The sequence below is a fragment of the Sphingomonas sandaracina genome, from assembly GCF_036663695.1.
Taxonomy (GTDB): Bacteria; Pseudomonadota; Alphaproteobacteria; order Sphingomonadales; family Sphingomonadaceae; genus Sphingomonas.
Window position 1 is genome coordinate 109628 of sequence record NZ_JAXOJK010000005.1, and the last position, 14981, is coordinate 124608.

Here is a 14981-nt window from a genome sequence, read left to right on the forward strand (position 1 = left end):
CGCAGGCGCAGCCCCAACGGCCCGCGCCTGCGCCTTCCGCCGCCGCAGATTTTCACGCAAGGCGGCGGCCATGCGGTCCGCTTTCTCAGCCGCCTTTCGATCTCGATCGTCCATAATCCGCCCTACATTGCCGCACGACAGCTTGACAACCGCGCCGCCCTCGTCTCTTAGCCCCACTCCGCCGGCAGCGATGCCGACGAGTGCTGCCGTAGCTCAGTGGTAGAGCGCATCCTTGGTAAGGCTGAGGTCGTGAGTTCAATCCTCACCGGCAGCACCAGTATTCCCCGGCTGGTCGACGTATCGTAAGCGACGTCGACCAGCGCGGATCATTCACCGCCGTCGATGCTAGTCCAGATCGTTTTCGCTGATGATGACGATTGCCTGATCGGGTGCCTGATCGGGATCGCGCGCAAGTGCGGTCGCGCCGAGCACGGCAATCTTATCCGCATGCTGCCGGAACAGCGCGACGGCGCCGGTTTCGGGCGACGTCGCGCTCAACGCCTCGAGCACGTCATAGTGGACGGCGAACGGATAGCGCTCCCCGCTCAGTTCCCCTTCGAACTCGACCTGGCGCTGGTCGCCATTGTCCTCGATCGTCCGGTTGTCGATGCTGACGCGGTCTTCGGCCATTGGGGCGCTCCTGATAATGTCACGGAAACGACCAACGCGCGGCGGCGTATCTGGCCTCAACGCTCGCCGAACAGTTCGCGCTGCGCCTTTTCCAGTTCCTCGGCATAGCGCCGACGGACGAACGATTCCGACAACAGGCCGAGCACATGCCGATCGTCGTCCAGCACGGCCAGTTCGTCCGCACCCGACGCGTCGAACCGCGCCATGACCTCGGTGATGTCCATCGCCGGGGCGAGCGCGGCATCGGTATTGATCGCCAGCTTTCCGACCGGCGCCTGCGGATCATGGCCCTCGCTGTACGCCGTCGGCGTCTGGACGATGCCGGCATAGCGCGCGGCGGCGTCGACCAGGACGGCGCGGCTCGTCGCGCCTAGGGGGACCTGTCGGCGGAATTCGGCCATCGTCATGTCGGCGCGCATCACCTTGGTCTCGCGGCGCATCATCCGCCCGGCGGTCAGCGTCTTCACCCATCCGACGTCGCGCGCGCTTTTGATCGTCTCGCCGCGCAGATGAAGCCGCCATGTCGAGAAGCTGTAGCCGAACGCCTCGCGCACGATCGTCGACGAGACCAGCACCGCCGCCAGCACCGCGCCGGTCACCGCGAAATCGTGCGTCGCCTCGAGCACGAGCATCACCATCGTCATCGGCCCGCCGACGACCGCGACGGCCAGTGCCGCCATTCCCACGAGTGCAGCATTGCGCGGATCGATCACGTCGTGACCGGCGAATGCCGCGATGCTGCCGGCGAAAAGATGGCCGACCAGCGTGCCGAGAAACAACGAGGCGAAGAACAGCCCTCCGCGAAAGCCGAAGCCGAGCGAGACGATCGATGCGGCGCATTTGGCGAGGAAGATCGTCAGGATGAATATCAGCGGTGCGCCGACCGCGAGATCGGCGTGCAGCGCACCATGCCCGGCCGACAGGACCTGCGGCGATACCAGCGCGATCGGTATCAGCAGCATCCCACCGATCGCAGGGCGCGCCCAGTCCGGCAGGCGCATCCGTCGCGTTCCCGCCTCGACGAACCCCACTGCCCGCATCAATGCGATACCGACGACCGCGCAGATCGCACCAAGCCCCGCATAGATCGGATAGTGATGCGATTCGGTCGAAATCGTCGAGGCTGCATCGATCACGTAGGGTTGGATACCGAGCTGTTGGGCGACCAGCGTCCCGGCCAGGGCCGCCGCGACGACCGGCGCCAACGCGGTCGGCGTATAGGCGCCGATGACGATCTCGAAGGCGTAGAACGCGCCGGCAAGCGGTGCGCCGAATGCCGCCGCGATCGCCGCGCCGGTACCCGCCCCGACCAGGTTGCGCAGATCGGCGCGACGCAGCGTGAACGCGTTGCCGACGACCGACGCGGCCGCGCCGCCGAGCTGGGCGTAGGCGGCCTCGAGTCCCACCGAAGCGCCGAACCCGTTCGACAAGATCGTCTGTCCGGAAATGATCAGGCTGTCGCGCACCGACATCCGGCCGCCGTGGAGCGCGTTCGCTTCGACCGCGTCCACCATCCGCCGCTTTCGCGCCCGCGTCGCCCAGGAAAATGCAGCGAGGATCGCTCCGCCGACGGGCAGCACGACGAGCACCGTGATCGACAACGCCGGCATGGCGCTGAGACGCGCGCCGATCGGCATGTCGAACAACCCGCGTTGCATGGTCCGCGCGATCGCACCCTGAAGGACGCTGAACAGCCCGGCCCCCGCACCGACCACCGAGGCGAGGACGATGAACGCCACCTCACTCGCACGGACTCGCCGGCGAACCCATTTCAGAAGGACGGTAGCGTGCAGGGTCGATCCTCGAACGGAGTTACCGTGAGGGCCTTAATCGGTCGCGACGCGGGCGAATACCGGATTCCTGCACCGGGTTTCTGCGATCAACGCGCCGTCGAGAACCATGTCCGCGATATGCGCAAGGCGGGAGGATACCGCCGTGGACGACCGGACCGCGAAGGCGGGTCCGGTCGTCCAAGTCAGGCAAGGACGCGAGTGGTCTGAACTCGCCCGATACGTCGGTCGCTTATGCCAGCGCCTTGACCAGTTCCTGCGCCGTCGCCGCAGACGATGCCGGGTTCTGGCCGGTGATCAGCAGCCCGTCGCGCAGCACGTGGACACCCCAATCGGCGGTCTTCGAATAGATGCCGCCCTGCGCCTTGAGCATGTCCTCGACCAGGAACGGCACGACATCGGTCAGCCCCACGGCCGCCTCTTCGGTGTTGGTGAACCCGGTGACGGTCTTGCCCGCCACGAGCGGCGTGCCATCGGCGTTCTGGACGTGGCGGAAGACGCCGGGCGCATGGCAGACCGCGGCGACCGGCTTGTTCGCGGCGATCGCCGCCTCGATCAGCGCGCGCGACGTCGGGTCCTCGGCCAGATCCCACAACGGGCCGTGGCCGCCGGGATAGAAGACCGCGTCGAAATCCGCGATCGATACCGTGTCGAGCCGGTGCGTCGCCGCGAGCAGCGCCTTGGCCTCGTCATCGGTTTCAAACCGGCGCGTCTCGGCGGTCTTCGCGCTTTCGTCGTCGCTCTTGGGATCTAGTGGCGGCTGACCGCCCTTCGGCGACGCCACCGTGATCGCGGCGCCCGCTTCCTTCAGCACGTAATACGGCGCGGCGAACTCTTCGAGCCAGAAGCCGGTCTTCTTGCCGGTATCGCCGAGGCGATCATGCGAGGTCAGTACCATCAGGACGTTCATGTCGTTCTCCGTCGCTCACTATCGAGAGCGCCAGATGGGAGCGACGGCGCGAATTACCATGTCCCTCCCGAATGGCCGGCGACCACGCGGCATGCCCTGTGTACCGAAAGCGACGGACGGAGACGCGTGCATCCGCCCGTCGCAGAGCCGGTCGGTCAGAGACCCCAGGACAACCGGACATACCCGAACTGCCCCGGCACGTCATAGGTGGTCGGATCATAGTTCGGCCCGGTGCAGCTGAAGCACGCCGGCGGATCCTGGTTGAAGACGTTGTTCACGCCGATCGTCAGGCCCAGCCGGTTCTCCAGCCACCCTGGCGACAACGTTACCTGCACGTCGCCGTAGAAGGTGTTGTCGAGGGTCTTGCCGTCCGCTTCCTTCACGCTCTTGATGTAGCGACCGGTGAACGATGCGCGCGCCAAGCCGATATCCCAGTCGACGACCGCATTGCCCTTGAACTTCGGGTAGGATTGTTCGGGCGATCCGCGCGTCGTGCCCTGGTAGTTGGTGGTGGTGAAGCCGACCGTCGCGGGGAAGCTCTCGGCATATTTCAGCAGGATGTTGCCGTTGAGCGAAAGCCCGAACGTCCCGGCCGAAGTCTGTGGCGAGCGATAGACCGCAGTCACGTCGACGCCGCGGGTTCGGATCCCGCCGATGTTCTGCAACTGCGCGTTGATGCGCGAAATTATCCCGTTCGGCGTCCGGGTGATCGCCGCGCAGCTGAGGGCGTCCGCCGCCTGCGAACAGCGGCTGAGCGTCAATGTCGCGTCGGTCGCCGCGATCGCATCGTCGACCTTGATGTCGTAGTAATTGCCCTCGATGCTCAGCTGGCTGGCAATCCCGCTGGTCCGCGCCCAGCTCGGTGCATACACCGCGCCGAACAGCCAGGTGCGTGAGGTCTCGGGCTTGAGCGCCTGGTTGCCGCCGGTCAGCACGCTGAGCTGCCCGCCATTCGGCTCCTGATAGCTGCCATTTGCGGGCACGCCGTTGGCGATGCAGTTGGTGCGGACGGTCGCGGACGATTGGAACGGCGATCCGGCGACGTTGGTGCAGGGATCGTCGATCGCCGCGTCAGACCGCGATTCCGCACCGAAGAGTTCGCCGATGCTCGGCGCGCGGAAGCCCTGTGCATAGGAGGCGCGCAACAGCAGGTCGCTGAACGGTTTCCACAGGCCGCTGCCGGTATAGGTCGTGTTGCTGCCGCTGATCGAATAATTCGAATGCCGCACCGCGCCGCCGACTTCGAGCGACTGGATGAGCGGCGTGTTGTGGATCAACGGCACGCGCAACTCGGCATACACCTCGTCCGAGTTGAAATGGCCGCGCGCCGGCTGTGCCGGAATATCCGCACCCAACCCTGCGGTGATCAGCGGATCGGGCGTGAAGCTGCCATATTGCACGCGGTGCTCATAGCCGGCGGCGATGCCGACCGGACCGGCTGGCAGGTCGAACAGGTCGCCCGAGATATTGGCGGTATAGTCCTCCAGGCTCTGCGCACTGCGCGCACGCTCGTCGAACGCGATATAGCCGAGCATCGCCGGCGTCACCGAGCCTGCACCACCGAAGATGTTGAACGGTACGCACGCCCCGGTGCAGTTCGCGACCGGACCGAGGGCCTGGGCGAGATTGGCCGCGTTGATGTTGCCGGTGAACAGCTGCTTGGCGTCGTTGAAGCCAAGGACCGCGTTGACGTCCCAATAGAATTTGCGCTCACCGACGTGGAAAGAGCCATCCAGCGTCGCCGTCGCCGACATCGTGTCGACGGTCTGCGAATAGGTGCGCTGGCCGGCCTCCACCAGACGACGGCGGACCGTCGAATAGTTCGCCGGGCCGTTGCCCGCGCCGCCCGCCGACAGCGTGTAGCCGAACGGATTATACGGGTTGGTGGCGTCCACCGAGATCGTGTCGAGCAAATTGCCGTTGCCCGCGTCCGGCCCGATCACCAGCGGGAGGAACGCCGCCTGGTTCTGCGAATTGCGCCGCGTGTAGTTCAGCTTCACGCGCAGGTTCACGGTGTCCGTCAGCTCCTGCTTGGCACTGACGAAGAAGCCGTAGCGTTCGGACGGCGTCAGGAAATAGTTGAACGGCGAAAAGTTGAAGCGGTCCGCCGAGGTGAACTCCTTGAAGTCGCTGTTCGGGCCGGTCGGGTTGGCGGCGTCGTAGCGTGGCCGCCCGAGGATTGGCGCCGACTTCAGCGTCAGGTTCCGGCCACCGACCTGGAAGAACCCATTGGGGGTCGCGCCCGAGCAGCCGCCAATGTCGTCCGAGCAACTTGTCTGGCCGGGATTGGGGAATTGCGAGATCCGCCGATCGCGCGTGCTCACCGCCTCCTGCTTCACGTAGCTGCCGCCGAACACCACGCTCGTGCGCGGCGCCTGGATGCCGTAGCTGACGTTATAGTCCTGCGTGTGGCCGTCGCCCTGGCGGAACGTACCGAATTGCGCCGAGGCCTTCAGGCCCTTTTGCTGCGACTTGGTGATGATGTTGACGACGCCGGCGAGAGCGTCCGAGCCGTACAGCGGCGACTGGCCCGATTGCAGCACCTCGATGCGTTCGATCGACCCGACCTGGATCGTGTTGAGATCGACGGTCGAGGGAATACCGCTCGCCGACGCGCCGTTGACGAACCGCAGACCGTCGACCAGCACCAGCGTACGCTTGGCGGTCAGATAGCGCAGGTCGATCTCCGCCGATCCTGCACCGACGCCGCCACCGTCGGGTGGATTGCCGATGTTACCCGAATTGTTGACCTTCGAATTAAGCCCGCCGGCCGCGCTCGGCAGCCGCTGAAGCACGTCGGCGACCGACGACAGACCGGTGCGCTGGATCGATTCCGCATCGACTGTCACCACAGGCGACGGCTGGTCGAGCGGACTGCGGCGAATACGCGATCCGGTGACGACGATATCCTCGCCAACCGGCGCATCGTCCGTCCCAACGGCCGCCGTCTCGCTCGGAACCGTGGTCACCGACTGCGCAAAGGCCGACGGTCCGCCCAGCATCGCCGCCAGCGCAAGACCGCCGGTACCCAGACACAGAAAACTCTTCGATATGCGCATATATCCCCCCGTTAGAACGCGACGCGACCCCCTCCCGTCTATTCTTTATGATCAAAAGATGACGCATCGGCGCAATCAAGCAAGGCATTATTGCAATTTGAAACATGTTTGCTGTGAATTGCGTGGATCATGTCACACACCGTCATGCGCCCGAACACGAGCTAGGCACCCCGTAGCCGCGCCTGGCCGTCCATCCCGTCAGCCGACGATCGACGCCTGAAACAGAGCGGCGTCATGCGTGCCTGCCGGTCCGGCATTCTTCGCGCGCCATCGCACCCCGGTATTGCGCGCCCGCCAGCAACAAGGCGGTCGCGCGGTCGCGATCGACCGCGGGGGAATGGACATAGCCCTGGGCGAGCACACAGCCTGCCGATTGCAGCCACCGTGCCTGTCGGTCGGTTTCCACCCCTTCGGCTACGATGCGAATGTTCATCCGTTCGGCGATACGGATCAGGCCTTCGACGATCGTCATGCTGACGGCCGTGACGTTGGCCCCCGTCGAACCAGCCGTTGCACCTACAGTTTCCGGCGCGAGATGATCGATGAACGTCTTGTCGATCTTGATGATGTCGATCGGCACGGTCAGCAGGTGCGTCAGCGATGCGAACCCGGTGCCGAAGTCATCCAGTGCGATCCGGATGCCCCGGTCGCGCAATGCCCGGATCGCGGCTTGGACGGCGTGATCGCCATCGCCCATATAGACCGTCTCGGTGATCTCCAGGATGACGTGGTGCAACGGCACGCCTTCGCGCTCGAACGCCGCGGTCAGGACGCGCTCGACCGAGCCGCCGCACAGGTCTGCGGACGAGACGTTGATCCCGACATGCTGGAACGGGATACCCATATCCAGCCACCGGCGCAGGTCGGCGGCGACCAGTGCGACCATGCGCGCGGTCAGTGCGGTGGCGACGTCGACGTCCTTGGTCGCCTCCTGAAAATCGGCGGCCGCGACGACGCGGTCGCCGATCCGCATCCGGCACAACGCCTCAAGCCCGACGATCTCGCGCGTGTCCAACCGGAAGATCGGTTGGTAATAGGCATCGATCCGGTGGTCGCCCAACGCCGCGTTGACGTCCTGGATCGCGCTCAACCGCCGCGTCATCGTCGATCCGAGCCCCGGCCAGTAGCGCACGAAACCGCCGCGGCCGGTTTCCTTGGCGTGGTACAGTGCGAAGTCGGCATTCTGCCGGACGCGGTCGACGGTGACGTCACCGGGCGACAGGACCGCGCCACCGATTGTTGCGCGCGGCACGACGATCGGCCCTCCGCAATCGGCAGGGAGGGCCAACGCTTCGAGGATAGTCTGGACGAACTGGTCGAGATCGCGGAGCGCGTCCGCGGAATCGATGACGATCCCGAACTCGTCGCCACCGATCCGGAACGTCCGGCACGGCCGGACCGCGGCCGCGATCCGATCGCTCGCGATTTGCAACAGACGATCGCCGGCGCCGTGCCCGAACGTGTCGTTCACGACCTTCAGATTGTCGAGGTCGAGGACCAGCAGCGCCCAGCGCCCCGATACCGTGCATTCAAGTTGCGACAGCGCTGCGTTGAACGCCGCACGGTTCGGCAGCGTCGTCAACGCATCGCTGAACGCGCGCCGCTCCTGCTCGACGATCCGCTCGCAACGATCGATCGCGATCAGGCAAAGGCGGACACAGTTCCGCACGACGTCCCGCTCGAACGCAGTCGGGCCGCGCCGCTCGCGGTAATAGAACGCGAAGGTCGCCACGGTCACGCCGTGTGCATCGACGATCGGGCTCGACCAGCATGCCAACAGTCCGTGCGGCAACGCCAGGTGCTTGAACGCAGCCCACCGCGGGTCGGTCTCGATATCGATCACCACGACGTCGACACCTAGATAGGCACTGGTGCCGCATGACCCCGCGGCAGGACCGATCGCCACCCCATCGAGAGCGCTGGAATACGCATCCGAAAGGCTTGGCCCGGCAAGCGGATGCAGCCGGCCCGCCCGGTCGACCGAAAGAACCGAACAGACGGCGTCAGGCACCAATGCCTCGACATCCTCGCAAAGACGCTTGCACGTTTCGCCCAGCGGGTCGTCCCTAGCAATCATTTCAAGGATCGCGTTCTGCAACTCGAGAACACTCCCATACGCCTCTGGATTCGCAGCTTCCTGACGTTTGTTTTCGCTTGGCATGCTTATCAATGTACGGAAACATGATTTAGAGTCATTTAAATTCTCTAATATTCATCGGGTTTGATTTAATTTCAAATTGTATAATCTATGGATACTGATCAGAATTAACTTGCTTCGACGACAGTATGTTGCATGCCTGACGGACAACTGCGGCGTGATCGCCAGCGAGGGAGTTGCTCAAGTAGTAGATCGATGATTTCGAAACATTTGCGATCGGTCGGTCGGCCCAACAACAGGCCACGGCAGGGGCATGGTCAGCATCTGCTTGGGAATCGCGTTCGCGCCGCTTTCCCGCTATCACGCGACCATGCCGCTCAACCGCTACTACCAAGGCCCGCCGAGCGATCATTTCGACGGCGTTCGTTTTTTCAATCCCGGACGAGCGCCGACCGATCGCGGCCTTGGCGACGTGCTTCGGTGGAAATTGGCGCGGGGTGCGGCGACGTGGCCTCGCTCCGTACCGGTTACCCCGGCCAAGCCAGCTGCACGGGTCGACGGCCTGAGGATCACGATGGTCGGTCATGCCTCGCTGCTGGTCCAGGTTGCCGGCCGCAATATCTTGATCGATCCGGTCTGGTCGGACCGGGTCAGCCCCGTCTCGTTCGCCGGCCCCAAGCGCGTCGTCGCGCCGGGGATCGCGTTCGACGACCTGCCGCCGATCGACGTCGTTTTGCTCAGCCACTGCCATTACGACCATCTCGACATCGCGACGCTGCGGCGTATCCAGGCGGTCCATGCACCGCTGATGGCGATGCCGCTCGGCAACGACACGATCGTTCGCGCCGCGGTACCGGATGCCAAGTGCGTGGTGGGCGACTGGTGGGACACGCTGTCGCTGGGCGGCGACGTCACGACGACGCTGACGCCCGCGAGCCATTGGGCGAACCGCTGGCCGAACGACGTCCGCATGGCGCTATGGGCGGGTCATCGCCTCGACACCCCCGCCGGCACGATCTGGTTCGTTGGCGATACGGGCTACGGCGATGGCGCGATCTTCCGCGAGGTGCGCGTGCGGCTGGGATCGCCCGACGTCGCACTGATCCCGATCGGCGCGTACGAGCCGCGCTGGTTCATGGCGGCCCAGCACGTCGATCCGGCCGAAGCGGTCGACATCTTCCGCGACGTGGGCGCGCGTCGGGCATTGGGGATTCACTGGGGCACGTTCCAGCTCACGGACGAGGCGCGCGATGCGCCACCGCTCGCGCTCGCGGCGGCGCTGGCGGCGTCAGACATTCCCCCGGACCGCTTCGTCGCCGCGGTGCCGGGGGGCGTGTACGACTTCTAGCGGACCGCAGCCAAGCGCTTAGACAACACCCGCTCGAACACGGGTGCCGGGCAAAGCTCGCCGCCGCAGCCGGGGACCCGCAGCGGCGCGACGGTCATCGCACTCGCACCCGATCGCAGCGCCTCGGGGGACTGCGTGCGATAGGACACGCGGACGAACGCCCGCCCGCTCCGCGTCTCGCGAACCCGCTCGAACAGCAGCGCACCACCCGGCGGTACATCGTTGGTCGCATAGCCCGACGTGACGAGATCGACGTCGAGCGCCGCCGCGAGCGCAGTGACGTTGGTGTCATGCCCCATCAGCACGTCGAGCTTGGGTCCGGCCTCGATCGACTGTAGCACGCGGCGGCCGAGCAGCGCCGCCTGATGCGCCGCCATGTACGGCGGCCGCGTGAAGACCGCGAACAACGCGGCGTGCAGCGCGCCGAGCCGCTTCAGCCCGGCGGCATCGACCCGCCCCCAGCCGACATCGCGCGCGGGCAGACCCTCGACATATTGCAGCAGCAGGACCTGCGCGACGCCGGACGTGCCGCGGATCGGCCCCTCCAACGCGATGCCGTGCCCGTCGTCCTCGGCCGACACGCGCGGTGGCCCGCCCGGTACGCACCCGCTGCCACAACCCAGCACGCGGTCGAGCTCGGCGATCTCGCGTGCGTGCCGCTGCACCAACGCGGTCATGCCGCCGGTGGAGCGATCGATATCGGCGATCGCCGCCTTCGCATCGAACGTGGTCGCGTGCGCACGCAGAGGCTCGAACATTGGATCGACCGTCCCGACCGGGCGATGCTCGACGGCGATCGCGCAACCCGGCGCAAAGCCGTTCGCGTAATCCTCGCCGCTGTCGATCGTCCGCTCCGAACTGTTGCTGGCGATCCGCACCGCACCCGCCGTCGGACAGCCCTGCGTGTCGAGCAGGCCCTTCGCGGCAAGCCATTTGCGGTCCTCGCGCGCGACGATCTCGAGCGCGCGCGCGCCGTGCAGGGTGACCCGGCTTTCGGCGACGCTCCATTTCGGCCACGGCGTCGCGGTGCGCGTCCCGTCCGGCACCTCACCCGACAGCGGTGCGCGGATGCCGTGCCGCATGACCAGCACCGCTCGTTCGGTGACGAAGGCCGGACGCGCCGGCGATTGCGCCGTGCTGCCCGTGAGCGCGAACCCGGTGCCGAGCACCACGGCGAACAGTACCGAAAGCTTCATGTCAGGGAGCAACCTTGCAAGGCGTGGTGACCAGCACCGGATTGCACCGCGCCATCGCGCCGCCGGGCAGCGTCACCGAGAACTTCAGTCCCTGCGGATCGGGCGCGCCCGGATAATAATCGGTGCTGACCGCCTGCGCGCCGCTGTCCGCCGCCGCCTTTGCCTTGGCCAGGTCGTGCGCCCGCGCCTCGACGGTGTTGGCGTCGGTCCGCGTCCGCACGATCACGCCCGCCTTGACCAGATCGCGGATCCGCGCGCCGTCGACCAGCGGATCCTGGACGATCTGGATCGCGCTCTCGGGCTCGCCGTCGGGATACCAGCCGAACATCGCCCGTCCGCGCAGCGAAGGATGTCCCACCCGATACGCATTCGACACCGCAGGCCGCACGTCGAACAGGATGTAGATCCGCCCCCGCGCAGCCTCCAGCGTCGGCCAGCCCTTGTCGTGCACCGCGCCTGCCAGCGTCGCCGCGTCGCCCCGGACCTCATCGGGCACGATCAGCCGTCGTCCTGGTATCGCCTGGCGGATCTCGCGATCGAGCGAGTCGAGCAGCGCCGCGTCGTCGAGCGGCAACGGCGCCGCCACCAACGGCGACTGCGGCGTATCGGCGGCGTTGATCGTGATCATGATCGGCAGGTGCCGCGGATGCGCGCGCGACCACGCGGTCACCTCGCCGAGGCAGCGCTGCAACGTCACACACGTCGAGATATAGTCGATGTCGGGAACGTGAAACGACTTGTAGCCCGGCCGCAACATCGCCGCGCGATCGAACGCGGTCTTCTCGCCGGCCGCTTTCGCAATCTGCTCGCCCTTGGGGTTCGCATAGCGCCCACCTTTGGGATCGGCGAAGATGTCGATCTCGATCTGCCGCAAGCCGCGGTCGAGCTGCGCCGACAGAGGCAGGTGATAGTAATCGAGCGCCGCCGCGGTCTTCGGATCGCGCCGCCGCAGTTCTGCCATCACCGCGTCCGGGATCTTTGCCTTGAAGCTGTTGTGCGACCCGACGACCTGGATGTCGTTCATCCGCAGCGGTGGCGTGGTCTGCGCGCCGACGTCGCTGGCGAGGACGAGCGCGGCGAGCATGGCATGACGCGCGCGCATCAGAACTGCGCCCGCACGCCGAACAGGATCGTTCGGCCCCAATAGTTGATCTCGCCGAAGCGGTTCTCGTCGTCGTTATAGGTGTAGAGATGCGCGCCCGACAGGTTGATCCCCTCCAGGCTGAAGGTTACCCGGTCGCTCGCCTTGACCGAGATGTTGCCGTCGAGCGACCCGAACGGCGCGGTATAGACCGGCGCCTGCGTCGTACTGCCGGTGCCCGACAGATACCGGTCGCGCCAGACATAGGACAGCCGCGTCGACAACGGACCCTTGTCGTAGAACCCGACGATGTTGAAGCTGTTCTTGGACAGTCCGATCAGCTCGTCGCGGATCGGTCGCGCGCCCGCGGTGTAGCTCGCCTTGACCGAGGTGTGCGTATACGAGGTCTGCACGCCGAACCCGTCGAACGGCGCGGGCAGGAACGTGAAGACCTGATTGTACGCCGCCTCGACGCCGTACACCTTGGCATCGCCGCCGTTGACCTGCGTCGACAGCAGTACCGAGCCGCGGCCGGGGATGTCGATGTTGACGTTCTGCTGCGTGATGTAATCGTCCATCGCCTTGTAGAACACCGCGCCGGTCAGCGAACCCGCACGGTTGAAATACCATTCGAGCGATCCGTCGAACTGCGTGGCGAGGAACGGCACCAGCTGCGGATCGCCGCCGCTGGCGGTCGGCGCGTCGGTCGACACGGTGATCCGCGGCGCGCTGTCGGTGACGTTGGGCCGCGTCAGCACGCGGCTGGCGGCGAGACGGCCGACCAGATCGTGCGTCAGTTCGGCGCGCAGGTTGAAGCTCGGCAGCCAGTTGTTGAACGTCTTGGGGAAGCTTGCCGGCGTCGCGACGTTGCCGGTCGTCAACGTGCCGCTCGCGACCTGGTCGGTATGGACATAGCGGATGCCGATATTGCCGGTGACCGGTACGGCGCCCGCATCGAAGCCGTAGTCGGCACGCGCATAGGCGCCCAGCACCTTCTCGGTGACGACGAACGACGAGCGCAGATCCGCCGGAGTCAGCGCCGACGCCTGCACTGCGGGGGTGAAGAACGCGTCGAGATAGGCCTGCGTCACCGGCACCAGGAAATTGCGCGGCGTGTTGCCGGGGACGCCCTTCAGGAAATCGCCGTACGGCAATTGCTCGTACGCGCCCGTGCCGAGGCTCGACAGCGGCGTGTTCGGCGCCGGATTGACGAGAAAATCGCGCCGCGCATAGTCGCGCTTGCGCCAGTGATACTCGCCGCCCGCCGCCAGCTTGGTGACGAAGCCGTCGAAATCATGCGCGAGATCGGCGCGCGTGTAGAAATCCCAGTCCTTGCTGTTCTTCGGCGCGATGTTGAACTGGTACAGCTGGTAGTTCGCCGGGTTGGTCGGATCGACCGGCGTCGTGAAGGTCGGGATCGCCTTGTAGCCAGCCGACGCATCGTAGGTCAGCGGCGCGAAGAACATCGCCCGGCTGCGCACCGTCCCCTCGTTATAGTTCGGGTGGAAGCTGTGCGCGCTCGACCAGTTCACCGCGCCCGACGCATGCCAGGCGTCGGAATCCCAGGTCTGGCGAAGACCGATGTTGAGCAGGTCGTGCCGGTTGAGACTGTATTCGCGCGAAGCTATGAACCGCACGTCGTTGATCGTCGCGGCAATCACCGTATCGCCGTCGAGCTTCACGCTGGAGGGGACGATGACCGGCCGGTGGCCCGATACGCTGGAATCGTCGGGATAGATGTCGAGGCCGAATTCGTCATAGGCGACGTCGAGGCGGGTCGCGAGAATATCGAGCGTCGTTTCGAATTCCGCATTCGGCTTCCACTGCGCGGACAACATGCCGGAGATGCGCTTGCGATCCTCGGTCTCGATCGTCGGCCGGGTCCGCGTCGGCGTATAAAGCCCGGCGGGGAGCCCACCCGAGGCGGCCGACGTGAACTTGTCCAGGTTCCAGCCGAAGTTGATGAAGCGGTCGTTGCGGACCGACTTCGCCCAATATTGCGCGCCCGCGAGGATGCCGAACGTGCCGGCGGCATTCGCGAAGCTGGTGATCAGCGTCGCGTTCGGCTTCACCTTGTCGGTCTGGCTCGTATAGGTGCCGCGCAGATTGACCGTCGTCTTGGTGCCGACATCCAGCGGATGGAACGTCTTCACGTCGATATTGCCGCCCAGCGCTCCCTCGGTCATGTTCGCGGTCGGCGTCTTGACGACATCGATGCTCGACGTGAATTCGGCCGGCAGCATCTCGAAGCGAAACTGGCGGCCGTTGGCGCCGCCATTCTCGATCAGGTCGTTCAGCGCGACCGAGCTGCCGTTCAGCAACGTGCTCTGGAACTGCGGCCCCAGGCCACGGACGCTGACATACAGCCCCTCGCCGCGCGGCCGCGTGATCGTCACGCCCGGCACCAGCTGCAACGCCTCGGCGACGTTCTGCGTCGGGAACTTGCCGATGTCGGTCGAACTGATCGAGTCGACGCCGTAATCCGCGCGACGCTTCGTCTCGGTCGCCGCCTTCAGGCTGCGGGCGTAGGTGCCGGTGACGACGATCTCGCCGGTGTCGTCGGCTTCGGCGGTCGTCTGCGCAGACCCGGTCGCGCGGTCCTGCGTGGTCACAGGTGAAGACGTCTGCGCCTGGGCCGTAGCGGCACCCGCGATCAGAGTAAGCGAAACCGATGCCCGAAGCAGGCCTTTGAAACTGCGCATGAAGAGACGTCCCCTGCGACCACGTTGCCGCCACCGGCGCGACTAGGTCCGTTCCGGGTCAGTTTCGCGAAGGCAATGCTACAATCCCGTTACGTGCGGTGATGTCTCGCCGAATCGTACACTTTATCCGGACGAGCCACCGTGCCGCGCTCGTGTCTTTCGACGAC

The 14981-nt window shown here is 65.8% G+C and carries 9 protein-coding genes and 1 tRNA gene; 2 read left to right on the forward strand and 8 right to left on the reverse strand.

Translation table 11 applies throughout. The features are described from left to right. Positions 1 to 202 precede the first annotated feature (202 nt). Positions 203 to 277: transfer RNA gene (locus U1707_RS15330), tRNA-Thr, on the forward strand. Between the two features lie 68 nt (positions 278 to 345). Here U1707_RS15330 and U1707_RS15335 read toward each other — a convergent pair. The 5 genes from U1707_RS15335 to U1707_RS15355 all read right to left on the reverse strand — a co-directional run bounded on the left by U1707_RS15335 (position 346) and on the right by U1707_RS15355 (position 8550). Next, entirely contained in the window at positions 346 to 630 is a 285-nt protein-coding gene (locus U1707_RS15335) for a DUF1488 family protein (RefSeq protein WP_332800941.1), read from the reverse strand. Positions 631 to 686: 56 nt separating this feature from the next. Continuing rightward, positions 687 to 2369 (reverse strand): chloride channel protein, encoded by a 1683-nt coding sequence (locus tag U1707_RS15340; RefSeq protein ID WP_332800942.1) that lies wholly within the window; start codon positions 2367 to 2369, stop codon positions 687 to 689. A gap of 283 nt (positions 2370 to 2652) precedes the next feature. Next, positions 2653 to 3330 (reverse strand): type 1 glutamine amidotransferase domain-containing protein, encoded by a 678-nt coding sequence (locus U1707_RS15345; protein WP_332800943.1) that lies wholly within the window; start codon positions 3328 to 3330, stop codon positions 2653 to 2655. A gap of 155 nt (positions 3331 to 3485) precedes the next feature. Beyond that, positions 3486 to 6389, reverse strand: a complete 2904-nt coding sequence (locus tag U1707_RS15350) for a TonB-dependent receptor plug domain-containing protein (protein WP_332800944.1) — start codon at positions 6387 to 6389, stop codon at positions 3486 to 3488. Between the two features lie 232 nt (positions 6390 to 6621). Further along, positions 6622 to 8550 (reverse strand): putative bifunctional diguanylate cyclase/phosphodiesterase, encoded by a 1929-nt coding sequence (locus U1707_RS15355; protein ID WP_332800945.1) that lies wholly within the window; start codon positions 8548 to 8550, stop codon positions 6622 to 6624. A gap of 307 nt (positions 8551 to 8857) precedes the next feature. On the opposite strand from U1707_RS15355, the gene U1707_RS15360 reads away from it, so the two are divergent. Next, positions 8858 to 9835: an MBL fold metallo-hydrolase gene (locus U1707_RS15360; protein ID WP_332801039.1), complete on the forward strand. Its 978-nt coding sequence runs from the start codon at positions 8858 to 8860 to the stop codon at positions 9833 to 9835. Here the strand turns inward: U1707_RS15360 and U1707_RS15365 are convergent. The 3 genes from U1707_RS15365 to U1707_RS15375 are packed head-to-tail and all read right to left on the reverse strand — an operon-like array spanning position 9832 to position 14814. Next, complete coding sequence (locus U1707_RS15365) at positions 9832 to 11031, reverse strand: histidine phosphatase family protein (RefSeq protein ID WP_332800946.1); 1200 nt, start codon at positions 11029 to 11031, stop codon at positions 9832 to 9834. The genes U1707_RS15360 and U1707_RS15365 overlap by 4 nt on opposite strands. A 1-nt stretch (position 11032) precedes the next feature. Then, positions 11033 to 12133, reverse strand: coding sequence for a Ca2+-dependent phosphoinositide-specific phospholipase C (locus tag U1707_RS15370; RefSeq protein ID WP_332800947.1), 1101 nt, complete (start codon positions 12131 to 12133; stop codon positions 11033 to 11035). Further along, positions 12133 to 14814, reverse strand: a complete 2682-nt coding sequence (locus U1707_RS15375; RefSeq protein ID WP_332800948.1) for a TonB-dependent receptor — start codon at positions 14812 to 14814, stop codon at positions 12133 to 12135. Before U1707_RS15375 ends, U1707_RS15370 begins: the two co-directional genes overlap by 1 nt. Positions 14815 to 14981 lie beyond the last annotated feature (167 nt).